Annotated in this window: 19 protein-coding genes; 6 read left to right on the top strand and 13 right to left on the bottom strand. The window is 69.7% G+C overall.

Annotated elements, in window-relative coordinates; translation table 11 throughout:
- Positions 1-26: 26 nt before the first annotated feature.
- The 3 genes from ACZ7OY_RS03415 to ACZ7OY_RS03405 all read right to left on the bottom strand — a co-directional run bounded on the left by ACZ7OY_RS03415 (position 27) and on the right by ACZ7OY_RS03405 (position 5,016).
- Positions 27-1,346, bottom strand: coding sequence for an amidase domain-containing protein (locus tag ACZ7OY_RS03415; RefSeq protein WP_471909809.1), 1,320 nt, complete (start codon positions 1,344-1,346; stop codon positions 27-29).
- 159 nt (positions 1,347-1,505) lie between these two features.
- Positions 1,506-2,774 carry a polysaccharide deacetylase family protein gene (locus ACZ7OY_RS03410; protein WP_471909808.1) on the bottom strand — a complete coding sequence of 423 codons (1,269 nt, stop codon included), beginning with the start codon at positions 2,772-2,774 and terminating at the stop codon, positions 1,506-1,508.
- 49 nt (positions 2,775-2,823) lie between these two features.
- Complete coding sequence (locus ACZ7OY_RS03405; RefSeq protein WP_471909807.1) at positions 2,824-5,016, bottom strand: transglycosylase domain-containing protein; 2,193 nt, start codon at positions 5,014-5,016, stop codon at positions 2,824-2,826.
- On the opposite strand from ACZ7OY_RS03405, the gene ACZ7OY_RS03400 reads away from it, so the two are divergent.
- Entirely contained in the window at positions 4,973-5,137 is a 165-nt protein-coding gene (locus tag ACZ7OY_RS03400) for a hypothetical protein (RefSeq protein WP_471910386.1), read from the top strand. The genes ACZ7OY_RS03405 and ACZ7OY_RS03400 overlap by 44 nt on opposite strands.
- 652 nt (positions 5,138-5,789) lie before the next feature.
- The gene (locus tag ACZ7OY_RS03395; RefSeq protein ID WP_471909806.1) at positions 5,790-6,011 is read left to right on the top strand and encodes an FmdB family zinc ribbon protein; all 222 of its coding nucleotides are present in this window, start codon (positions 5,790-5,792) and stop codon (positions 6,009-6,011) included.
- A gap of 382 nt (positions 6,012-6,393) precedes the next feature.
- Here ACZ7OY_RS03395 and ACZ7OY_RS03390 read toward each other — a convergent pair whose 3' ends face one another.
- The 3 genes from ACZ7OY_RS03390 to ACZ7OY_RS03380 form a co-directional block, all read right to left on the bottom strand.
- A complete protein-coding gene (locus tag ACZ7OY_RS03390) occupies positions 6,394-7,200 on the bottom strand; it encodes an HAD family hydrolase (protein ID WP_471909805.1) in 807 nt (268 codons plus the stop codon).
- Positions 7,200-9,689 carry a phosphoribosyltransferase gene (locus ACZ7OY_RS03385; protein WP_471909804.1) on the bottom strand — a complete coding sequence of 830 codons (2,490 nt, stop codon included), beginning with the start codon at positions 9,687-9,689 and terminating at the stop codon, positions 7,200-7,202. The genes ACZ7OY_RS03390 and ACZ7OY_RS03385 overlap by 1 nt, the downstream gene beginning before the upstream one ends.
- A gap of 85 nt (positions 9,690-9,774) precedes the next feature.
- A complete protein-coding gene (locus tag ACZ7OY_RS03380) occupies positions 9,775-10,941 on the bottom strand; it encodes an HpcH/HpaI aldolase/citrate lyase family protein (protein WP_471909803.1) in 1,167 nt (388 codons plus the stop codon).
- A 202-nt stretch (positions 10,942-11,143) separates the two neighbouring features.
- On the opposite strand from ACZ7OY_RS03380, the gene ACZ7OY_RS03375 reads away from it, so the two are divergent.
- Positions 11,144-11,947: a TerD family protein gene (locus ACZ7OY_RS03375; RefSeq protein ID WP_471909802.1), complete on the top strand. Its 804-nt coding sequence runs from the start codon at positions 11,144-11,146 to the stop codon at positions 11,945-11,947.
- A gap of 137 nt (positions 11,948-12,084) precedes the next feature.
- On the opposite strand, the gene ACZ7OY_RS03370 is transcribed toward ACZ7OY_RS03375, so the two are convergent.
- The 6 genes from ACZ7OY_RS03370 to ACZ7OY_RS03345 all read right to left on the bottom strand — a co-directional run bounded on the left by ACZ7OY_RS03370 (position 12,085) and on the right by ACZ7OY_RS03345 (position 16,716).
- Positions 12,085-12,822, bottom strand: coding sequence for a TerD family protein (locus ACZ7OY_RS03370; RefSeq protein ID WP_471909801.1), 738 nt, complete (start codon positions 12,820-12,822; stop codon positions 12,085-12,087).
- A 109-nt stretch (positions 12,823-12,931) separates the two neighbouring features.
- On the bottom strand, positions 12,932-14,077 hold the full coding sequence (locus ACZ7OY_RS03365; protein WP_471909800.1) for a DUF475 domain-containing protein: 1,146 nt from the start codon (positions 14,075-14,077) through the stop codon (positions 12,932-12,934).
- A gap of 225 nt (positions 14,078-14,302) precedes the next feature.
- The gene (locus ACZ7OY_RS03360) at positions 14,303-14,878 is read right to left on the bottom strand and encodes a TerD family protein (RefSeq protein WP_384730831.1); all 576 of its coding nucleotides are present in this window, start codon (positions 14,876-14,878) and stop codon (positions 14,303-14,305) included.
- 105 nt (positions 14,879-14,983) lie between these two features.
- Positions 14,984-15,559: a TerD family protein gene (locus ACZ7OY_RS03355; protein WP_471909799.1), complete on the bottom strand. Its 576-nt coding sequence runs from the start codon at positions 15,557-15,559 to the stop codon at positions 14,984-14,986.
- Positions 15,560-15,671: 112 nt separating this feature from the next.
- On the bottom strand, positions 15,672-16,130 hold the full coding sequence (locus ACZ7OY_RS03350) for a peroxiredoxin (protein ID WP_351603242.1): 459 nt from the start codon (positions 16,128-16,130) through the stop codon (positions 15,672-15,674).
- Positions 16,131-16,278: 148 nt separating this feature from the next.
- A complete protein-coding gene (locus ACZ7OY_RS03345) occupies positions 16,279-16,716 on the bottom strand; it encodes a DUF3052 family protein (protein ID WP_162468281.1) in 438 nt (145 codons plus the stop codon).
- A gap of 363 nt (positions 16,717-17,079) precedes the next feature.
- On the opposite strand from ACZ7OY_RS03345, the gene aceE reads away from it, so the two are divergent.
- Together aceE and ACZ7OY_RS03335 are read left to right on the top strand one after the other, a co-directional pair.
- Positions 17,080-19,812: a pyruvate dehydrogenase (acetyl-transferring), homodimeric type gene (aceE, locus tag ACZ7OY_RS03340; RefSeq protein WP_471909798.1), complete on the top strand. Its 2,733-nt coding sequence runs from the start codon at positions 17,080-17,082 to the stop codon at positions 19,810-19,812.
- Positions 19,813-19,890: 78 nt separating this feature from the next.
- The gene (locus ACZ7OY_RS03335; protein WP_471909797.1) at positions 19,891-20,655 is read left to right on the top strand and encodes a potassium channel family protein; all 765 of its coding nucleotides are present in this window, start codon (positions 19,891-19,893) and stop codon (positions 20,653-20,655) included.
- Positions 20,656-20,957: 302 nt separating this feature from the next.
- On the opposite strand, the gene ACZ7OY_RS03330 is transcribed toward ACZ7OY_RS03335, so the two are convergent.
- The gene (locus tag ACZ7OY_RS03330) at positions 20,958-22,583 is read right to left on the bottom strand and encodes an MFS transporter (RefSeq protein ID WP_471909796.1); all 1,626 of its coding nucleotides are present in this window, start codon (positions 22,581-22,583) and stop codon (positions 20,958-20,960) included.
- A gap of 94 nt (positions 22,584-22,677) precedes the next feature.
- On the opposite strand from ACZ7OY_RS03330, the gene ACZ7OY_RS03325 reads away from it, so the two are divergent.
- On the top strand, positions 22,678-23,331 hold the full coding sequence (locus tag ACZ7OY_RS03325) for a TetR family transcriptional regulator (RefSeq protein WP_471909795.1): 654 nt from the start codon (positions 22,678-22,680) through the stop codon (positions 23,329-23,331).
- The last annotated feature ends 3 nt before the right edge of the window (positions 23,332-23,334 follow it).

Raw genomic sequence — 23,334 nt, 5'->3', positions numbered from 1 at the left:
GGGCGGGAGCGGCGGGCGCGGTCTTCTCAGGTGCGGTAGGCGTAGAACGCGGCGTTGGGGTACGACGCGACGAGGCTCGCCACCGACCGGCGGAAGGTGTTGGTGGAGTGGTACGTCACGTACGGCACGCCGTCGGGGCTGCGGTAGGTGACGATCATGGAGTGGTCCTTGGACCCGTCCTTGTCGAAGTCCATCTGGATGACATCACCGATGTCCGCCTGGTAGACGTTCGCGAGGGGGGTGACCCGCTTCGAGTTCTGTGCGAACCACGAGAACTCGTTGACACCGACGAACGAGTCCGACTGGATGTCGGCGTTGCCGAACCACTTGGTGTAGTCGTACACGTAGCCCGGGACGTGCTTCCAGCCGCCCGCCTTCAGCGACTGGCTGACGAAGTTGGTGCAGTCGCCGCCGTCCCCGTGACCGTTGTAGTCCGGGTAGTCCTTGTTGTAGGTGCTCCAGTACTTCTCCGCGTACGCGGCCATGGCCTTGTAGTCGTACGTGGTTCCGGTGAAGCTCTTGGGGTTGGCGGGCGCCGGCCGGGTGGTCGCCGCGCGCGGGGCGTCCGGCGTGGTGGTGTCGGCGGTCGTCGGGGACGCCGAGGCCTTCACCGTCGGGGACGCCGAGGCCTTCACCGTCGGAGAGGCCGAGGCCTTCACCGTGGGGGAAGCCGAAGCCTTGGCCGTCGGGGTGGCCGAGGCCTTGCCCGTCGGGGAGGGCGATGCCTTGACCGCCGGGTTGGCGGCCGGGTTGGCCACCTGGTTGACGGCGAGGTAACCGGTGTCGGTCTCCTTGATACCGGTCAGCTGCCAGTTGCCGTGGCTGTCCGCGGTGAACGTCAGCTCGTGGTGGGCCTGGAAGCCGGTGGTCTTCGGCTCGTTGCCGCGGACCTTGGAGTAGGTCAGGGTCGTGGTCTCGGTGACCGCGGCCTTGGCCGTGCGGCCCTTCACGTTCGTGGCGTCCAGCGTGACGGTGGTGCTGCCCTTGCTGTACTTCTCACCGAGCTTGGCGAGCAGGTCCTTGCGCTGGTCCAGCGTGGACAGGGCCGAGTCCTGGCGGCGGGCCTGCCCGGAGGACATCCGGACACCTCCGGAGAAGGTGTCCGTCAGCGGCTTGGCACGGTTGCCCTGCGCACCGCTGACCAGGGCGTCCGTACGGTCGGTGAAGACCGCGTCCGCCAGCCGCTGGAAGGTCGCCTTGGTTTTGGCGTCCACCTTGGGATCGTCGACGACCGCCGCGCCGGCCATCCAGTTGGGCAGCAGCGCCGCACCGGCGACGACCGAGACGGCGGCCGCCCCGATTATCGTGACGCGACGGCGCGTACCTTTCAATTTCCTTGACTTCACTGATGTTTCCCCTCTAACCCGGCACTGGGGACGCCGGGAACGGCATCTTCGCACGCCGTGTGTGGCTCCTGTGAAGGGGGCTGCGGTTGAGGTTTGATTACCGCCTCAGGGCTGTCACGACGTCCGCATTTGCCACAACTGCCTTGTCCGTCAAGGCGATCACTCCACCACCGTCGACCAGTCGGGCGACTGTCCCGGGTCCAGACTGCGCAGGCGCTCCAGGGTCTCGGGCTTCTGCACGTCCATCCAGGCGGCCAACTCCTTGAAGGAGACGCACTTCACGCCCGGCTTGGTGCACACGTTCTTGATGACCTGGTCGATCGACTTCATGTAGATGCCGCCGTTCCAGTCCTCGAAGTGGTTGCCGATGAACAGCGGCGCCCGGCTGCCGTAGTAGACGCGGTTGAAGCCCGCCATGTACGAGTTGACGGTCTCCTGCTCCCACTCGGGGTACTTCGCCACGTCGCCCTCGGTCTCGCCCTCGGACTGGTTGTAGAGGAAGTTGAAGTCCATGGACAGGCCCTGGTACTTGCCGCCCTCGTACGGGAGCATCTGGAGCGGGAAGTCCCAGATGCCCTCCTTCTTCTTCGGCCATATCTGGAAGTCGCCGGCCGAACTGGCGTCGTAGGCCCACTTGTAGTTCTTGATGGCCTTCAGGAGGTTCGCCTGGCCCTCCAGGCACGGGGCGCGGCCGCCGGTCACCTCCTTCTTGAAGTCGAAGGGCAGCGGGGCGATGTCGGTGAAGCCGGTGTTGGTCTTCCAGTGCTCCACGAAGTCGTAGAACTGGTCGATCTCGCTCTTCCACTCCTCGACGCTCCAGTCGCCGCCGCCCTTGGCGCCGCAGAAGTGCCCGTTGAAGTGGGTGCCGATCTCGTTGCCGTCCTTCCACGCCTCGCCGAGCTGCTCCAGCGTGGTGCGGATGTGCTCGTCGGTGGCGTAGCTGATCGCGGCCGAACCCCGCGGGTGCTGCGGCGGGTTGTAGAGGTCGCTCTTGTTCTTGGGCAGCAGGTAGATGCCCGTGAGGAAGAACGTCATGTGGGCGCCGTACTCCTTGGCCAGCTCCCGGTAGTGCGAGAAGAGCTCGTCGTCGCCCTGGAGTGCGCCGTCCCAGGAGAAGACGACGAACTGCGGCGGCTTCTCGCCCTTCTTGAGCGGTACGGGCTTCAACTCGCCCTGCTGCGGCCCGGTGTAGGAGGTGGAGCCGTCCCCCAGCACCTTCGTCCTGCCGTCCCAGGGCGTCTTCTTCGCCTTGGGGACCGCCTGCTTGCCCGCGGACGCCGTCGGGGCGGTGCTGTCGGAACGGGTCAGGACCAGGTAGCCCGCGACCAGGGACGCCGCGACCAGGAGGACCGCCAGGGTGAGGAACCCGGGCCGGGTGGTGCGGAGCGGGGCGCGGCCTGCGCGGCGGCGCCCGGAGGGTGACTTCATGCGCGGCTCATTCTCCGTGGGGGTGGAGGGCGGGTGCCCGGGGCGGGGGTCAGCCGAGCGGGCTCATGGCGCCCGACCAGATGTCGTACGGGACGCTGTCGGCGGGCGTGCCCGCGATCCCCTCCAGGGGCAGCGGTTCGAGGCTCTTGGCCAGGTCGATGCGGTAGACCACCACCGCCGTCGACACGGACCGGGCCGTGCCCACGTACCACAGGGCCGTGTCGTTCTGGGTGGTGCCGATCTTCCCCGTCACCTCCGCGGAGGCCGGGGCGGCCGTGGGATGTGCGGTACGGAACGCGTCCGAGAGCGCGGAGCGGACCTCCTCGGCCACCTTCGCCCGCACCGCGCGCTGCGACGCGGGCTTCTTCAGCGCGACCTTGGATCCGTTGCGGGTGATCCGGCTCACCGAGTACGGCTCGGTGTGCCGGCCCGCGTCGGCGAACGTCCCGTACGCGCTCGCCATCCGGATCGCGCTGGGCGTGGCGTTGCCCACGGACATCGCGGGCACCTGGGCGCCGAAGCTGGAGGACAGCAGCCCGGACGCCTGCGCGGTGGCGCGCACCGTGTCGAGGCCGGTGTCCATGCCGAGCTGCATGAACGGGGTGTTGACGGAGTCGGCGAGCGCCCGGTGCAGGCTGATCTGCCCGTAGGACTTCCCGCCGTCGTTGTGGGCGGCGACCTTCTTGCCGCCGCGGTCCCAGTAGGGGCCCTCCGGGGTGGTGACGGGCACGCCGTCGTCGCCGTTGTAGAGCGCGTCGCCGGTGATCGGGGTGGCGGGACTGTCGCGGGTGGTGCGGACGCCGTTCTCGAGCCCGGCGGCGTAGACGAACGGGGTGAAGGCCGAACCGGCCGGGACCGTCGTGGCGTTGGACTCGTTGTAGCCCTGGGTGCGGTGGTCGGGGCCGCCGTAGACGGCGAGGATCCGGCCGTCGGCGGCGATCGACGAGGCGCCGAAGTGGGCGGCCTTCGCGAGGTCCGCGTCCTTCCGCTTCGCCTGCTTACGGGCCTTGGCGACGGCGTTGGTCAGCGCCGTCTCCCGCTTGCGGTCGAACGTCGTGTAGATCTGATAGCCGCCGAGGTCGAAGTCCTTGTCGGAGATACCTGCGGCCTTCTTGGCGTACTGCTGGGCCAGTTCCACCAGATAGTCGCTCTGGCTTCCGGTGTAGAAGGTCTTCGACTGCTTCAGCGGCTCGGGGAAGGTCTTGTACTTGGCCCGCTCGGCCGGGGACAGCTTGCCGAGGTCCACCATGCGGTCGAGGATCCAGCCCCAGCGCTCCACCGCACGGGCGTGGTTGGCCTTGCTCAGCGACGGGTCGAACAGACCGGCGCCCTTGAGCAGGGAGGCGAGGAAGGCGGCCTCGCTGACGTCGAGTTCGCCGACGTCCTTGCCGTAGTAGGCCTGGGAGGCGCGCTGGATGCCGTAGGTGCCGCGGCCGAACCAGCTGGTGTTGAGGTAGCCCTCGAGGATCTTGTCCTTGCTCATCCGGTTGTCGAGTTTGAGGGAGATCATCGCCTCGGTGAACTTGCGGCTGATGGTCTGGTTCTGGGTCAGATAGACGTTCTTGACGTACTGCTGGGTGATGGTGGAGCCACCCTGCGTGTCGCCCGAGCCGACCGTGCGGTACAGGGCCCGCCCGATGCCGGAGACGGATATGCCCGGGTCGGAGTAGAAGCTCGCGTTCTCGGCCGCCAGCACCGCCCAGCGGACGTCCTCGGGTATGTCCTTCAGGGGCATGTCCTGCCGCTGCACCCAGCCGGTGCGGGCCATGGGCGTGCCGTCGGACCAGAAGAAGACGTTGTCCTGCTGGGTGGCATAGGAGTTGAGGTTCTGCGGGATGTCGGTGGCCGCGTACGCGACGACCAGGAAGGCGCCGGTCATGCCGATGGCCGAGAAGAAGGCGCCCACCGACTGCCGCCAGGAGGGTATCCAGCGACGCCAGTCGGTGCGGCCGGGGCGCGGGTACTGCGGTCTGAGCTTGCGGGCGTACGGCTCCAGCCGTCGTATATAAGGGGACAGACGCTCCGTCAGCGGAGCCAGACGCGCGGTCACCGGTGCCAGCAGACGGGCCAGCGCGGCCAGGAGCGGCGCGGCCGCCACGGCGAGGCGTCCGGCGGACGGGGCCGGCGAGGCGGACCGGGTCGCGCGCCGGCCGGCGGAACGGGCGGGCAGCTCCGAGGGCTTGACCACCCTCAGCTCCATGGTGGCGTCGGCCGGCGGAGGCGGTTCGAACCGCAACTGCATGGTTTCGTCCGACATCGGCGACGGCGCGGAGGTCGGTTTCGGCGTCGGTTTCGGTTTTGGTGTCGGTTTCGGTGTCAGTGGCGGTTCGAACCGCAACTGCATGGTTTCGTCCGACATCTGAGGCGGCGGCACGGGAGTCCGTGGCGGCTCCGGCGGCGGCTCGAACCGCAACTGCATGGTGACGTCCGGCGATTGAGGCTCCTGGTCGAAAGCCCCGGTCATACCGGCCGGTATCTCCCCCTCGGCACGCCGACGGCGGGAACGATTCGGCGCGCGGCGACCGCGCGGCCGATCGTCACCCCCGTGGGCCTCCGCCCCCTGCCCTTCGTCGGTCACGACTGGGTCTCCCTCCGCACTCCGTGGTGCTCGCGCGGTTCGACACAACTACCGCCCGTACGGCGGGTATCCCCCTGTGTCACCGGATCAGGGTCAAGCCCTGCGGCTCATCGCGGCTCTGCCAAATTACCAGCGATCTTTGCGAATTCTCCGCACAAGAAACAGACAGAAGCGATCGCACGGCAATCCAAGACCGCACATTACGGTCGTGTCGGTGAGGGCCTGTCCGGGGGGTCATGCCGCGGACGCGGGACCCGGCACACCCTCCCGCGGCGGGGCGGTCCCCGGTGGCGTTGTCGCCGGCCGTCGGCTGCCCCCTCGACCCGGCGCCCTCCTCCGTCTGGCAGCCGGACCCACTAAACCCCGCTCACCTGGACTGATACCGCATCGATGCGTTCCTGCGACGTCCTCCGCCGGACAGGCCCTAGCCTTGAGCCATGCCTCGCTACGAATACCGCTGCCGGACCTGCGGCGACACCTTCGAACTCAGCCGCCCCATGGCGCAGTCGGCCGATCCGGCCGACTGCCCGGCCGGACACGCCGACACAGTGAAGTTGCTCTCAACGGTCGCGGTGGGCGGGTCGGCGGCCGCGGCCGCCCCCGCGCCCAGGGCGGGCGGGGGCGGCGGTGGCTGCTGCGGCGGAGGCTGCTGCGGCTGACGGCCGACCGGAACGGAACCGCGCCCGGCGGCCCTGCGGGGCCCTTGCGGGGCGCTGCGGGGCCCTTGTGGGGCGCTTGTGGGGCCCTTGTGGGGCGCTGCGGGGCGCTGTGAGACCCCCGGGGGAAGAAGTGAGGCTCCGTGACGGAGCGGGCGAGCGCCCCGCCGTACGGCACCGCCTCGCCCCGCAGTGGGCACCGCCTCGCCCCGCTGTAGGCACCGCCCCGCGCCGCTGTAGGCACCGCCTAGCGCCGCTGTAGGCACCGCCTAGCGCCGCTGTACGGGGCACCGCGCCGACGCCGTACGGCACCGCCTCACGCCGCTGTACGGCACCGCGCCGCCGCTGTAGGCACCGCGTGGTGCCTACAAGCGGCGGCCCGCGTTCAGCCGCGGGTGGCGCGCAGGAACTCCCGCAGGATGCGTTCGCCCGCCAGCACACCCCGCTCGGGCAGCGCGGTGACCGCGGGTGCCGTCCAGTTGTCGTCGGCCAGTTCGCCGTGGCCCGGCCGCCAGCCCTGGTCGGCGGCCAGCAGCAGGTCCGCGTCGAGCAGGGAGTCGCCCGCGGTGAGGGTGAGGTCGGCGCCGGTGCGGCGGACGACCTCGCGCACGGCCGCGCTCTTGGTGAGCGGCTTCGGCACCGCGTAGATCTTGCGGCCCTGGAGCGACACCGTCCAGCCGAGGTTCTCCGCCCAGGCCGCGAGCTCCTTCACCCACTCCTCGGGCAGCAGCTCGCGCTCGACGACCAGATAGGCGAACAGGTCCTCGGCGATGCGCTGCTTGCGCAGCCAGACCGGATCCGCGGAGCGCGCGAGGTACTCCTGCACCTGGGCCAGCGGCGCGCACTCGTCGGCCAGCCGCGCGGTCACCTGCGCGTGCCAGTCCGGGTCCGACACGCCGTCCACCAGCAGATGACCGCCGTTGGCGCAGATCGCGTACGTCGGCGCCGGGCCCGGCAGGTTGATGCGCAGGTACTGCTTGCGCGTGCGGGTGGTGGTCGGCACGAACACCGCCGCGTCACCCAGTTCCGTGAGCAGTGCGGCCGCCGTCTCCGTCATGTACGACAGCGGCTTGTTCTCGTGCACCTCCACGCACAGCAGCCGCGGGGCCCGCGCGTCGGGCATGGTCAGCGCGAGCGCCGCCGCGGAGTAGATGAGCGTACGGTCGAGGTCGCTCGCCACCAGCACCGGCATCAGACCGCCACCGCCTTGCCGTCGGCACCGGTCGCGCCGCGGGTGTACTTGGGGTGGATCAAGCCCACGCAGGTGTAGGGGAGTTCGTCGACCTCCTCGACGGGCACGCCTCTCTGCTCGGCCAGCAGGCGTACGTGGTCGAGGTCGGCGCCCGCCCCGGCGCGGGCCAGGATCTTCCACGGCACCCGGCGCAGCAGCACCCGGGTGGTCTCGCCGACGCCGGGCTTGACGAGGTTGACGTCGTGGATGCCGTACTCCTCGCTGATCCGCTCGACGGCCGCCCAGCCCTCCCAGGTCGGGGTCCGGTCGGCGGACAGCAGCTCCTTGACCGCCACGTCCACCGCGTCGACCACCTCGCCGAAGCGCGCGGCGACCGTGTCGAGGAAGTCCACCGAGACGTCCGTACCGGCGAGTTCGCGGTAGAACTTCGCGCCGTGGAAGTCGTGCGGGCCCACCAGGTCCGCGCGCAGCACCGTCCGCGAGATCAGGCCCGAGACGGTCGAGTTGAGGCAGGCGGAGGGGATGAGGTAGTCCTCCCGGGTGCCGTAGGTGCGCACGCACGAGCCCGGGTCGGCCAGCACCGCGATCTCCGGGTCGAAGCCGGTGATGCCGTCGGACTCCTCGAACTCCTTGATGGCGTCGGCGAGTTCCCGGGTGATGGCGCCCTTGCCGGTCCAGCCGTCGACGAAGACCACGTCGGCGGGGTCGTGGTGGGCGGCCAGCCAGCGCAGCGCGTTGGCGTCGATGCCCCGGCCGCGCACGATCGACACGGCGTAGTGCGGCAGTTCGAGGCCGTAGCGGAACTGGGCCCAGCGGCGCATCAGGACGCCGACCGGCGTGCCCGCGCGGGCCAGCGAGACCAGGACCGGGCGGGCCGCGGGGGTGTCCTCGCCGGAGCGGGCCGCGGTCCGGTCCTGGGAGCGCTCCGCGAGCACGGTCTCGGTGACCACGCCGACGGCGTGGGCGATCCGGGCCGCCGAGGTGGCGAGCGCCGCGTGGAAGAGCTCCTGGTAGTGCTCGCTGGGCTGGTACTCCACCGGCAGCGACTCGGCGTAGTGGGCGCCACCGCTCTGGATGGCCTCCTCGCGCTCCTCGGTCGGCGCCTCCAGAGTGACGTCCGAGAGGTCCTGGAGCAGCCAGCCCACCTCCTCCGGCGCGTACGAGGAGAAGGCGGGGCCGCGAAGGGGCTCGGGCAGCATGGCGGGCCTTTCGGGTACGTGCGGCGGTTCGGGGACGTACGAGGGCACGACCGCGAGCAGGACGTGCGGGGCGTGCGCGGCGAGCTGGGCGAGCAGGCCGTCGGGGGCGTGCAGTCGCGGGGTGTCCGCGGCCGAGTCCACGACCGCCACGATCGCGTCGAAGCCCGCGCCGGCCACGTTGTAGGCGTAGCGCTCGCCGGGGCCGTCGGCCGGGTCGTCGTGGGCGGGGAAGACCAGGCGGCTGCGTATCGCGTAGCCGGGGTCGTCGACGGCCAGGACGGGCGAGCGGGTGGTGGTGGAGTAGCGCACGTCGGCGGCCACGGCCTGTTCGAGTTCGCGGGCCAGCCTGAGCGGTGCGTACATCAGCTCTTCGAAGCCGAGGACGAGGACGCGCCGGGCGTCGCCGGGTATCGCCTCGGCGAGCCGGACCGCCATCGCCGGCAGCGCGGCCTCCAGCCGGGCACGGTGGCCCGGGGTGAAGCCGTGCCGTCCGCCGTCGGGCACGGCGCGCGGCCAGCCCAGGTCGACGCGCTCGACCCGGCCGTCCGGGGCCGGGGCGGCCGGCGCGGCGGACTCGTGCCGGGCCACCAGCGCCTGCCCCTTCTCCAGCACGCCCTCGGGCAGCAGCACGGTTCCGGAGGCGGCCGCCACCAGGTCGACCCGGGCGCCGATCTCCGCGGCGAAGTCCGTCAGCCGGCCCGCGTCGGCGGCCGAGCGCATGTCGACGAGCGCGACCACGACGTAGCGCCGGCGCGGATAGCGCCCGTGCAGGTCACGGATGGTGTTCAGGACCGTGTTGCCGGTGGAGAACTCGTCGTCGACCAGGACCAGCGGGCCGTCGCCGCGCAGCAGCGCGGGGTCCTCGGGCAGCAGCAGATGGGAGGTGGCGTGCGAGTGGGACTCCTCGAAGCCGCCCGCCCGGGCCACGCCGGGGACCGGACGGCGGGTGGAGTGCAGGTAGGGGGCGAGGCCCAGACCGTCGGCGACACAGTGGCCGAGGCCGGTGGCGGTCTCCGCATAGCCGAGGACGACCGCCCGGGCCGCCTCCTCGTCGCCGAGCAGGTCGCGCACCCGGCGGCCGAGGTCGAAGCCGTGGCCGTAGACGACGGACGGGGACTGCGGCACGTGCTTGCCGAGCACGTTCGAGACCAGCAGATGCGCCCGCTTGGGGTTGCGGCGCAGGGCCAGCCCCAGCAGGTCGTCCAGCCGGTCGTCGCCCACCAGTTCGAGACCGAGCCGTTCGGCGACCCAGGTTCCGGACCAGACCCCGTCGTTCACTGCGTTGTTCATGCGTCCCTTGTGTGTAGCCGGTGCGTCGGTCGGGTTCGTCGGTCGATCTCGCCGGTCGATGTCGCCGGTCGGGTGCCCGGCCGGTTCAGCTGGTGATGGCTGCGGCGAGCAGGTCCACGAAGCTGACGTCCTCGTGCGCCACGCCGAAGACCTCCGCGCGCAGCATGGTCCGCTCGGCCCAGGCGCGGTGCGGCTTCACCTCGTTCATCTTGTTCGTGTACGCCGACCGCAGCACACCCCCGCCGCCGCGCTCGGGCCGCAGGATGTCCGCCGCGTCGCTGAACTCCTCGTGACTGACCACGGACAGCGCGTGCACGGCCGGTACGTGGGAGGGGTGGATGCAGGTCTTGCCGAGCAGGCCGTTCGCCTGGTCCAGGGAGATCTCCCGCAGCAGTCCGTCCATGGCGTGCTCTATGAGTATCTCGCGCAGCTCGACGGCCTGTCCCTCCAGGAAGGGGCTGTGCCGCAGCATCGGCTTGAACATGCGCTCCGGGACGCGGAAGTACTCCCACACCGGCCCGGTCACCGTGAAGCCGGTGCCGTCGGCGCGGCCCAGCATGTTCACCACGTCGGAGATCACGGAGGCGACGATCTGGACGTCGTACGCCGTCATGTCGGGGGCCCGGCGCAGGCCGTATGAGGAGCAGAAGTCGGTCACGCCCAGGCGCAGCGCGAGCACCCGGTCGCGGAACTTGTCGACGGCGCGGGCGATGCCCTCCAGCGTGTCGACGCGCGACTCGCGGTACAGCAGCTCGGGCGACTCCAGCACCGGCATCGCGAACAGGCGGCGGCCGCTCGCCGACTCCGCCGCGGAGAGCGCCTCCAGGAAGGGGACACCGCGCTGCTCGGTGAACTTCGGCATGACGAACCCGGACAGCCGCCGGACGGTGGGGCCGAGGCGGCGGACCAGGTCGGGGATCTGCTCGGGGGTACGGACCCGGATGAACAGCAGCGGCAGGTCCACGCCGGTGCGCGCGTCGAGGTCGGCGAACTGGCGGACGAGGTTCGCCTCGCCCTGCTCGACGTCCGCGTCGGCGATCGAGTCCTCCAGGCACAGCACCATCGAGACCACGCCGCGTTCGGCCTGCTTGACGATGTCGTCGGCGAGCCGAGGGCGGATCGCCGGACTGTAGAGCGTGGCCCCCAGGGCCGCGGACAGCAGCCGGGCCGGGGAGTCCGTGGTGAACTCGCACGGCTCCTGGACGAAGAGGCGCTTCCGCACCTCAGGGGCGATGTGCCCGAAATGACGCATTGAGCTCCCCCATGGTGACGGAACGGCGCATGAATGTGGCCTGTGAAGTGTCTACGTGTGGCCGGTAATAGTACGTAGGGATCCGAGAAGGAGGTTCCCTCCGGGCGTGAAGTTCAGGTAACGCCGACAAACACAGTGGGTCACCATGCCCGGTTTCACCCCCACATTGTCGTGATCAGGACCGAGAGGGCAGGATGACCGCATGACGCACGCGATGCTGAAGGGGTCGAACGTCCCGCTCGAAGCCACGGCGGTGCGCGCCGTGCTGCGCTGGACGCCCGGACAGGGCGCCCCCGACGTGGACGTCTCCGCGCTGCTCCTGGGCCCCGACGGTCGGGTGCGCTCCGACGAGGACTTCGTCTTCTACAACCAGCCCCGGCACCCCTCCGGGAAGGTCTGGCGCCTCGGCAAGAAGCGGGTGGCCGAGGGCCTCACCGATACGATCCAGACAGATCTCGTCGGTGTCGAGCCCAGCGTCGGCCAGATTCTGCTGGTCGCTTCGGCGGACGGCGTCACGTTCGATCGCGTACGGTCACTGCGCATCGTGCTGTACGACGCCTCGGTCGCCGAGGGCGAACCGCTGGCCTATTTCGACATCAAGCCGGAGACCGGCGAGGAGACCGCGCTGATCTGCGGTGAGCTCTACCGGCGCGGGGACGGCTGGAAGTTCCGGGCGCTGGGCGAGGGCTACTCGAACGGGCTCAAGGGTCTCGCGACCGACTTCGGCATCTCCGTGGACGAGGCGGAGGCCGTCCAGGAGTCGCAGTCCGTCCAGCCGCCGCCCCCCACCACCTCCCAGCCGCTGCCGCCGGAGCAGCCCGCGAACGTCCCCGTCCAGCCCGCCTACGGCTATCCGCAGCCGCCCGCGACGGTCCAGCCGGCCTACGGCTACCCGCAGCCGACCAGCCAGCCCGCGTACGGCTATCCTCAGCCCGTCCCGGCCGTCCCGGCCGCGGCCGGGGAGTTCCGGCTGCCTCCGCAGGGCCCGCAGTTCATCGGCCGCTGACGGCACCGCGTCCGCCAGTCCTGTGCGGACCTGCGCGGGGATGCGCGGGGATGCCTGGCGCCGCACCGCGCCGGACCCGGTCCCGGGGCCCGTCGGGGCCGGTCAGGCCGTCCGGGCGCCCCTGGGGGCCGCGGGCGTCAGCCGTCGACCTTCGTCTTGTAGCCCCGCCCCCATTGCAGTCCCCAGCCGTACAGCCGGTCCAGTTCGGCCTGGAAGCCGTAGACGAACTTCACCTCGCGCCGGACGATCAGCTCGTCCTTCACGTTCTCTATCAGCACGACCGCGCAGGAGCGGGCCTGCGGATGGCGCTCGTCGAGGCCGATCTCGATCCGCGGGCCGTTGCTCGGGTAGAGGGTGACGAGGGCATGCGTACGGTCGAAGGCGGGCGTCTGGTCGTAGATGTATACGAACACCAGTAGACGCTTGATGTCGTCGCGGTGGTCGAGATTGATGTACATGGTCTCGCCGGACGCCGAGCCGAAGCGGTCGTCACCGCTGAGCTTCACGTACGGCGGGGCGTTGACGTCGCCCAGGTAGCCGCCGAGCGGCTGGACGACGCCCTTGGTGCCGTCCTTCAGCTCGTACAGGCAGCCCAGGTCGAGGTCGACGTTGACCATGCTCTGGCTGTGGCCGACGACCTCCGGGGGCTTGAGCGCCTTGAAGGGGTGGCGCAGCAGGCTCTCGCGCTGGTTGCCGCCGAAGTCGGAGGTCCGCATCCGCCAGGTCAGGTTGATGCGCAGGGTGCCGGTGGCCGCTCCCTGTTTGGTGAGGGAGACGTAGTGATGCCGTTTGGTCAGCTCGATCGCGTTGCTCGCCGCGCTGCCCGAGTCGAAATCGAGCGCGCGCCCGCGCCAGAGCCCGTCGAAGAAGCCCATGCCCCGCCCCCACCCCCACCTTCACCCACACCCGAAAAGCCTGCGGGGCGGCCGGCGGACCTCTGTCGCCTGCCGCCCCGCACGAAGCGTTCCCCTCGTCCGCCGGTCGTCACACCCCGGACGGGACCTCGGCCTTCTCGTCCGACCCCGCTTCTCCCCCGGCCGCCGCCAGCGCGCGGTTGCGGCGCACGGAGGACCAGAAGGACAGGGCGATCAGGACGACGCCGACGAGACCGGTGATGACCTCGTTGATCTGGTACTGGATGGTGACCATGAGGATCACGGCCAGCGCGCCGATCGCGTAGTGCGCGCCGTGCTCCAGGTAGACGTAGTCGTCGAGGGTGCCCTGGCGGACCAGGTAGACCGTGAGCGAGCGGACGTACATCGCGCCGATACCGAGGCCGAGGGCCATCAGCACGATGTCGTTGGTGATGGCGAAGGCGCCGATCACACCGTCGAAGGAGAACGACGCGTCCAGGACCTCCAGGTAGAGGAACATGAAGAACGCGGCCTGGCCGGCCAGCACGATGGCCGGCTTCTTCTTGCCGGTCCGCTCGGCCTCCTCCTCCGCCTCGTGCTCGCGCTCCTCCTCTTCCTCCAGCTTGTCCTCGAAGTAGCCGGAGAGCCCGCCGACGACCATGTACGTGATCAGACCGGCGATGCCCGCGATGAGCACCGTCTGCGCCTTGTCGACATGCGCGCCGCCGTGCTGGTGGGCGTGGGCCGCGAAGGTGAAGGAGGTGATCAGCAGAACGACCAGGGCGATGCAGACCGACAGCATGTCGACCTTGCCGAGCTTGGCCAGCGGCCGCTCGATCCAGCGCAGCCACTGGATGTCACGGTCCTCGAAGATGAAGTCGAGGAAGATCATCAGCAGGAACATCCCGCCGAAGGCGGCGATCGCCGGGTGGGCGTCGGTGACCAGCTGCTGGTACTGGTCCTTGTTGTTGAGCGCGAGGTCGACCGCGTCGATCGGTCCGATCTTGGCGCTGATGGCGACGATGACGACGGGAAAGACCAGCCGCATCCCGAAGACGGCGATCAGCACGCCGACCGTGAGGAAGATCTTCTGCCAGAAGGCATTCATCTTCTTCAGGATTCCGGCGTTGACCACCGCGTTGTCGAACGACAGCGAGATCTCCAGGACGGAGAGGATCGCCACGATGCCGAAAGCCTCCCACCCCCCGTAGAAGACCGCTGCGACCAAGCCGAGCGCGGTGACCGCGAACGACCAGCCGAAGGTTTTCAGAAGCACTGGCTACCCAATCCTGTGTGAGGGGAACGTCCCGGACGGAGTCCGGGGAAGCGCCTCCCCCGCGTCACACTCGGCTTTACGAAGTGTTGACCCCGAAGTCTAGAGGGAGGGCTCTGCGGACAACACGGGCGGGCCCATGTGCCTTGCCTGAAGAGCCGAGGTCCGCCGGGTGACGGGCCCGGCCCGCTCGCCGACATCGCTCGACGGGACCTCGCCGACATCGCTTTACGAGACGTTGACCCCGAAGTCCAGGGCAATGCCCCGCAGACCCGACGCGTACCCCTGACCCACCGCCCGGAACTTCCATTCGCCCTGGTAGCGGTAGAGCTCGCCGAAGATCATCGCGGTTTCCGTCGAGGCGTCCTCGGAGAGGTCGTAACGGGCCAGTTCCTGGCCGTCGGCCTGATTGGCGACGCGGATGAACGCATTGCTGACCTGACCGAAAGTCTGGCCGCGTTCGTCGGCCATGTGGATCGACACCGGAAAAACGATCTTGTCGCAGTTCGCGGGCACCCTGGAGAGGTCCACGATGATCGACTCGTCGTCGCCCTCGCCCTCACCGGTGAGATTGTCGCCCGTGTGCTCCACCGAGCCGTCCGGACTGGTGAGCTGGTTGTAGAACACGAACCACTCGTCGCCCAGAACTCTTCCGTCCTTGCACAGCAGCGCGCTGGCGTCGAGGTCGAAAGGGGCTCCGGTGGTGGAGCGTGCGTCCCAGCCGAGCCCGACCATCACCTGTGTGAGGTTCGGCGCGGCCTTGGACAGGGAGACGTTGCCCCCCTTGGCAAGCGTGACGCCCATGATGCTGGTCCTCCCCTAGGTCTTGCTTCTTCGGTTGTCCTGCGCGTCCGGCGCCGCCCGTAAACGGGACGGCGCCGGACGGACGTCCTGGTTCGGGACCAGGTCTCAGACGTTGACGCCGAAGTCCTGCGCGATGCCGCGCAGACCCGAGGCGTAGCCCTGGCCGATGGCACGGAACTTCCACTCCGCGCCGTTGCGGTACAGCTCGCCGAAGACCATCGCGGTCTCCGTCGAGGCGTCCTCGGACAGGTCGTAACGGGCGATCTCGGCGCCGCCGGCCTGGTTCACCACGCGGATGAACGCGTTGCGCACCTGGCCGAAGGACTGCTGGCGGTTCTCCGCGTCGTAGATCGAGACCGGGAAGACGATCTTGTCGACATCGGCCGGGACGCTCGCCAGGTCGACCTTGATCGCCTCGTCGTCGCCCTCGCCCGCACCGGTGAGGTTGTCACCCGTGTGCTCCACCGAGCCGTCGGGGCTCTTGAGGTTGTTGAAGAAGACGAAGTTCGCGTCGTTGGCGACCTTGCCCGCCGTGTTCAGCAGCAGCGCGCTGGCGTCCAGGTCGAAGTCCGTACCGGTGGTGGTGCGCACGTCCCACCCCAGGCCGACGATGACCGCCGTCAGGCCGGGGGCCTCCTTCGTCAGCGAAACGTTGCCGCCCTTGCTGAGGCTGACTCCCACGAGTCCTCCATTGGTTTCCTGGGGCGGGGAGCCCCTGCGTGCTCTGGCATCGGATCAACGACTCGATCCTAGTGACGGGTTCCCGCACCTTGCAGTCCGTGGAACCGAACCGTCACAGGGTGTCGAGCGCCTTGACGTAGTCGTTCAGGTCGCGCGCGTCCGGCAGGGCGTTGACGACGGTCCAGCGCACGACGCCCGCCTTGTCGATGACGAAGGTGCCGCGCACCGCGCAGCCCTTGTCCTCGGCGAAGACGCCGTAGGCGCGCGAGACCTCGCCGTGCGGCCAGAAGTCGGACAGCAGCGGGTACTCCAGGCCCTCCTGCTCGGCGAAGACGCGCAGGGTGTGGATGGAGTCGTTGGAGACCGCGAGCAGCTGGGTGTCGCGGTCGGCGAACTGCGGCAGGTTGTCACGCAGCTCGCACAGCTCACCGGTGCAGACGCCGGTGAAGGCGAACGGGTAGAAGAGCAGGACCACGTTCTTGCTGCCGAGGAAGTCGGAGAGCTTCACGGCGCTGCCGTGGTTGTCCTTGAGCTCGAAGTCGGGGGCCTTGTCGCCGACCTGGATCGCCATCGTCGTGCTTCCCTTTCGGTGGGCTGCTCGGGTGAGAGCGCTGACAACGCTGAGAGCGCTGAGCCCAGCCTACGCATCGGGCACGACGAAACTGCGGACGGGCTGGCCTACCTTGACCGCCAGCCCGTCCGGGGGGTGGGACGGGACCTTACTTCTTGGTCTTGGCCGCCTTCGGGGTCAGCAGCCGGCTGCCGATCCAGTCCTTGCCCACGCTGACGCTCTTGGAGGCCGACAGCCCCGCCGTCGTCGCGGCTTCCGAGATGTCGCTCGGCTCCACGTAGCCATCACGTCCGGTCTTCGGCGTGAGAAGCAGGATCGCGCCGCCCTCTTCGATGTACGTGGTGGCGTCCACCAGCACATCGGTCAGGTCGCCGTCCTCGTCGCGGAACCACAGCACCACGGCATCGGCTACGTCGTCGTAGTCCTCGTCCACCAGGTCGCTGCCGACAACTTCTTCAATGGCCTCGCGGAGTTCCTGGTCTACGTCGTCGTCGTAGCCGATCTCCTGGACCACCTGCTCGGGCTGGAACCCCAGCCTGACGGCAGGGCTCGTCCGCTCCTCCGCGTGGTCCGCGGTCGCGCTCACGGGTTGCCTCCTGATCATGTCTTGGTGAATATCTCAGCCACGCGCGTGCGCGAAGCATTGGCCGTAGTCCACACGGGCGGGGCGGATCGCGCAAGTACCCGGCGGTTCAGACCGCCGAAACGGTGACGATCCGGGCCGTGTCGCCCCAACTCCAGGCACGCCGCAGCGGCCGGAAGTGACCCACACCACACCCTTGTGCCCCCTTTGTCCCTTCGGGAATCAGGGGGAAGTGACACAGATCCGGGTTACCCCTCGGTAGAGATGACGTTTGTCGCACCGAGGTACACGATGGGGAGCGGCGCAGACAGACCGAGAACCCGGGAAAGAACAGCAAAAGCAGCCCTCTGACAGGTAAGGACCAGCGTGGCTTCCGGATCCGATCGAAACCCGATCATCATTGGCGGCCTTCCGAGTCAGGTTCCTGACTTCGATCCCGAAGAAACCAAGGAGTGGCTCGACTCCCTGGACGCGGCCATCGACGAGCGCGGCCGGGAGCGTGCCCGGTACCTCATGCTCCGGCTGATCGAGCGGGCCCGCGAGAAGCGCGTCGCCGTGCCCGAGATGCGCAGCTCGGACTACGTCAACACCATCCCCACCCGGGCCGAACCGTTCTTCCCCGGCAACGAGGAGATCGAGCGCAGGATCCTCAACGCAACCCGCTGGAACGCGGCCGTGATGGTCTCGCGGGCCCAGCGGCCGGGCATCGGCGTCGGCGGCCACATCGCCACCTTCGCCTCCTCCGCCTCGCTCTACGACGTCGGCTTCAACCACTTCTTCCGGGGCAAGGACGAGGGGGACGGCGGCGACCAGGTCTTCTTCCAGGGCCACGCCTCCCCCGGCATCTACGCCCGCGCGTACCTGCTGGACCGCCTCAGCGAGCGCAACCTGGACGCGTTCCGCCAGGAGAAGTCCAGGGCGCCCTACGGTCTGTCCTCGTACCCGCATCCGCGGCTGATGCCGGACTTCTGGGAGTTCCCGACCGTGTCGATGGGCCTCGGCCCGATCGGCGCGATCTTCCAGGCCCGGATGAACCGCTACATGCACGCGCGCGGGATCGCCGACACCTCCAGGTCGCACGTGTGGGCGTTCCTCGGCGACGGCGAGATGGACGAGCCGGAGTCGCTGGGCCAGCTGACCATCGCCGCCCGCGAGGGCCTGGACAACCTGACCTTCGTGGTCAACTGCAACCTCCAGCGGCTCGACGGCCCGGTGCGCGGCAACGGCAAGGTCATCCAGGAGCTGGAGTCGGTCTTCCGGGGCGCCGGCTGGAACGTGATCAAGCTGATCTGGGACCGGACCTGGGACCCGCTGCTCGCCCAGGACCGCGACGGGATCCTGGTCAACAAGATGAACACGACTCCGGACGGCCAGTTCCAGACGTACGCCACCGAGTCGGGCGGCTACATCCGCAACCACTTCTTCGGCGACGACCAGCGACTGCGCGCCATGGTCGAGCACATGACCGACGATCAGATCCTGCACCTGGGCCGCGGCGGTCACGACCACCGGAAGATCTACGCCGCGTTCAAGGCCGCCGTCGAACACCGGGACCAGCCCACGGTCATCCTCGCCAAGACCGTCAAGGGCTGGACGCTGGGCCCGAACTTCGAGGGCCGCAACGCCACGCACCAGATGAAGAAGCTGACGGTCGCCGACCTCAAGGGCTTCCGCGACCGGCTGCACCTGCCGATCTCCGACCAGGAGCTGGAGTCCGGCCTGCCGCCGTACTACCACCCGGGCCGCGACTCGGAGGAGCTCCAGTACATGCACGACCGGCGCAGGGGGCTCGGCGGGTACGTGCCGACCCGGGTGGTGCGCGCCAGGCCGCTGGTCCTGCCGGACGACAAGACCTACGCGACCGTGAAGAAGGGCTCCGGCCAGCAGTCGATCGCCACGACCATGGCGTTCGTACGACTGCTGAAGGACCTGATGCGGGACAAGGAGATCGGCAGGCGTTTCGTGCTGATCGCGCCGGACGAGTACCGCACGTTCGGCATGGACTCGTTCTTCCCGAGCGCGAAGATCTACAACCCGCTCGGGCAGCAGTACGAGTCCGTCGACCGTGACCTGCTGCTCGCCTACAAGGAGTCGCCCACCGGGCAGATGCTGCACGACGGCATCTCCGAGGCGGGCTGCACGGCCTCCCTGATCGCGGCCGGCTCGGCCTACGCGACCCACGGCGAGCCGCTCATCCCGGTCTACGTCTTCTACTCGATGTTCGGCTTCCAGCGCACCGGCGACCAGTTCTGGCAGATGGCCGACCAGCTGGCGCGCGGTTTCGTGCTGGGCGCGACCGCCGGACGTACGACCCTGACCGGTGAGGGACTCCAGCACGCGGACGGCCACTCGCAGCTGCTGGCCTCGACGAACCCCGGCTGTGTCGCGTACGACCCGGCCTACGGGTACGAGATCGCGCACATCGTGCAGGACGGCCTGCGCCGGATGTACGGCCCCGACAGCGAGGACGTCTTCTACTACCTCACCGTCTACAACGAGCCGATCCAGCATCCGGCGGAGCCCGCGGACGTCGACGTGGACGGCATCCTCAAGGGCATCCACCGGATCGCCTCGGGCAGCGCGGGCACGGTCCCGGCGCAGATCATCGCGTCGGGCGTGGCGGTGCCCTGGGCCCTGGAGGCACAGCGGATGCTGGCCGAGGAGTGGAACGTGCGCGCCGACGTCTGGTCGGCGACCTCCTTCAACGAACTGCGGCGCGAGGCCGTGGAGGTCGAGCGGCACAACCTGCTGCACCCGGAGGAGGAGCAGCGGGTGCCGTATGTGACACGGAAGCTGAGCACGGCCGAGGGGCCGTTCGTGGCGGTCTCCGACTGGATGCGTTCGGTTCCGGACCAGATCTCCCGTTGGGTGCCGGGGACCTACCAGTCGCTGGGCGCGGACGGGTTCGGGTTCGCCGACACGCGTGGCGCGGCCCGCCGGTTCTTCCACATCGACGCGCCGTCGATCGTGGTCGCGGTGCTGACCGAGCTGGCGCGCGAGGGCAGGGTCGACCGTTCGGTCCTGAAGCAGGCCGTCGACCGGTACCAGTTGCTCGACGTGGCGGCGGCGGATCCGGGGACGGCCGGGGGCGACGCGTGACTCCGCGCGCCTGAGCGCACGCCGGGGCGGCGGGACCGATCGGTCCCGCCGCCCTTACGCGTTCTTTACGATGCGCTCATGGAGGAACAATCGGGACAGGTCCGCTGGGAGCAGCGCACCCAACGGCCGCTGCTGGCCCTCGCCGTGGTGTTCGCCCTCGCCTATGCCGTGCCGATCGTGGACAGTTCGGCCGGACGCACGCTGACGATCGCGTGCACGGTGACCGAGTGGGCGGTGTGGGGGGCGTTCGCCGCGGACTATCTGGTGCGCCTGGCGATGTCCGGGCACCGCCGGGAGTTCGTCCGCACGCACTGGCTGGACCTGGGCGCGGTGGTGCTGCCGATCCTTCAGCCGCTGCGACTGCTGCGGCTGGTGGCGACCTTGATGCTGGTGGGCCGGCGGGCGCGGATGGCCTCCCAGATCCGGCTGACGACCTATGTGGGCGGGGCGGTCGTCGGGCTGCTGATGTTCGGCTCGCTGGCCGTGCTGTCGGTGGAGCGGGACTCGCCCAACGGGAACATCCGCACGCTGGGTGACGCCGTGTGGTGGTCCTTCACGACGATGACGACGGTCGGGTACGGGGACCACGCGCCGACCACCGGGATGGGCCGGGTGCTGGCCGTCGGGCTGATGCTGTCCGGGATCGCCCTGCTGGGTGTGGTCACCGCGAACATCGCCGCGTGGTTCATCGCCCGGTTCGAGAAGGACGACGTGGAGGAGCGGCGCCAGACGGAGGCGATCGAGCGGTTGACGGAGGAGGTGCGGGCCCTGCGCGCGGAGGTGGCGGCGCTGTCCCGGGCGGGGGCCGTACGGGAGCCGGTGGGCGGCGAACAGACGCACTGAGCGCGGGGCGTGCGGACATCCCCCGAGGGGGACGGCGGGCCGGGCGGGCTTCCGGGGGCGGGCGCCTCGCCCGCTCCCGATCGGGCCGGGGCCGGTCATCGGCCCGCGGGCCTCGGCGCGCTGCCCCCCTCCGGCAGCGCGCCGCAGCCCGGCCGCCCTCCTTGCCGTACGGACATGCCTGTGGAACATGCCGTACCGGAGGACTTGACCCACTGTTACGTGCGACGCGTGCCGGCGGACAGGATTCTCTGGCGTTGTCACCCTCATAGGGGAATTACCGTGAAAACGCCGTCAGACTCCCGTCAGATGTGGGCGCCTCCCATCCCCGCTTCGGCGTTCTCGCCGCGCTTGGTGAGGAAGGCGACGAAGACCGCCACCACCGCGACACCGGCGGCGACGAGGGACGCCAGGCTCATACCGGAGATGAAGGTGTCGTGCGCGACATCCGTGATCTTCGCGACGATCGCCGCCGGGGTGCCCGGGGCCACCGGCGCCACACCGACCTGGACCGCCTCGGCGGCCTGGTCCAGCTGCGTGGGGGTGAGCTGCGGCAGACCCGCGGCCTTCCAGTTGCCGGCGAGGTCGCTGTCCACCTTCGACGCCATGACCGCACCGAGGACGGCGGTGCCGAGGCTGCCGCCGATCTGCATCGCGGCCTGCTGGAGACCGCCGGCGACACCGGAGAGCTCCATCGGGGCGTTGCCGACGATGACCTCCGTGGCGCCGACCATGACCGGCGCGAGGCCGAAGCCCAGCAGGGCGAACCAGAGCGACATGATGCCGCTGCCGGTGTCCGTCTCCAGCGTGGACATGCCGTACATGGCGATCGCGGTGGCCGCCATGCCGCCGGCCAGCGGGATCCGCGGGCCCAGCTTGGTGATCGCCAGGCCGGCCAGCGGCGAGCCGACGATCATCATGCCGGTCAGCGGCAGCAGGTGCAGGCCGGCGTCGATCGGGCTCATGCCGTGCACGTTCTGGAGGTAGAACGTCACGAAGAACAGGCCGCCCATGAACGCGATGGCCATCAGGACCATCAGGAGCACGCCCGCCGACAGCGGGACCGAGCGGAACAGCGCCAGCGGGATGAGGGGCTCCGCGACCTTCGTCTCCCAGAAGGCGAACGCCCCGAAGAGCACGGCCGAGCCGCCGATGAAGGCCCAGGTCAGGCCGTCGCCCCAGCCCCACGCCGGAGCCTTGATGAGCGCCCAGACCAGGCAGAACATCGCGCCGGAGAGCAGCGCGATGCCCAGCAGGTCGAAGGAGCGCGGGGCGTTCTCGGCCCGGTGGTCGAGCAGGATCAGGCCGCCCAGGACGAGGGCGACGACGCCGACCGGCACGTTGATGAAGAACACCGACTGCCAGCTGACGTGCTCGACCAGCACACCGCCGAGGATCGGGCCGCCGGCGGTGGAGGCACCGATGACCATGCCCCAGATACCGATGGCCATGTTGAGCTTCTCGGCCGGGAAGGTGGCCCGCAGCAGGCCCAGCGCGGCCGGCATCAGCAGCGCGCCGAACAGGCCCTGGAAGACGCGGAAGGTGACGACGAGCGCGATGCTGTCGGACAGGCCGATGGCACCCGAGGCGGCGGCGAAGCCGACGACGCCGATGAGGAAGGTCTGCCGGTGGCCGAAGCGGTCGCCGAGCTTGCCCGCGGTGATCAGGGAGACCGCGAGGGCGAGGAAGTAGCCGTTGGTGATCCACTGGACCTGGGCGAAGGTGGCGCCGAGGTCCTTCTGGATCGCCGGGTTGGCGATGGCCACGATGGTGCCGTCGAGGGCCACCATCATGACGCCGACGGCGACGGTTATGAGGGTGAGCCACGGGTGCCCGCGCAGTCCGCCGGCCTCCGGGGCCGGACCGGACGGGGTGGCGGCCGGTGCCTTGTCCCCCGGCCCCGTCGTGTCGATGGTGGTCTGACTAGTCATGCCTTCGAGGCTAGTGACAGCCACTGACAATTGACAAACCAGTTCACAAGTCGGTAACTGTCACGCCGCGTACCGAACAGGCAGGAGAGACCCCATGGACACCGCACCACCGCCCGGACTGCGCGAGCGCAAGAAGCAGCGCACCCGGGAGGCGCTGCTGCGGGCCGCCCTCGACCTGTTCACCGGCCGCGGTTACGAAGAGACCACCGTCGACGACATCGCCGAGGCCGTCGAGGTCTCGCAGCGCACCTTCTTCCGCTACTTCGCCGGCAAGGAGGACGCGGCGTTCGCCGTCCAGGAGACGGCGGAGGCGCACTTCGTCGCGTCGGTGGCGGCGCGGCCGCCGGGGGAGGCTCCCATGGAGGCCCTGCGCAACGCGCTGCTGGAGGACTGGGACCGGCTCAGCGAGGTGATCGAGGCCGTCGTACCGGTCGAGCTGTACGTACGGATGTACCGGACCATCGAGTCGACGCCCGCCCTGCTCGCCGCCCATCTGCGCCGCTCCGCGGAGACGGAGGAGCGCATCGCGCGCGTGCTGGCCGAGCGCGAGGGACTCGACCTGGACACCGATCCGCGGCCCCGCCTCGCGGTGGCCGTCTTCGGCGGGGTGATCCGGGTGACGGAACGCCAGTGGAGCACGGGCGACGACTTCAGCCCGCGGGCGATCCGGGAGCTGACGGCCCGCTACCTCGACCAGGTCGGCGTGGCACTCACCGGACACTGGCGCGCCCCCGCCGGCCTCGACTGAGAA

The organism is Streptomyces sp. NPDC107559 (assembly GCF_055657365.1).
Note: the sequence above shows the minus strand (reverse complement) of the source record. Positions and strands in the feature narration are given on the sequence as shown.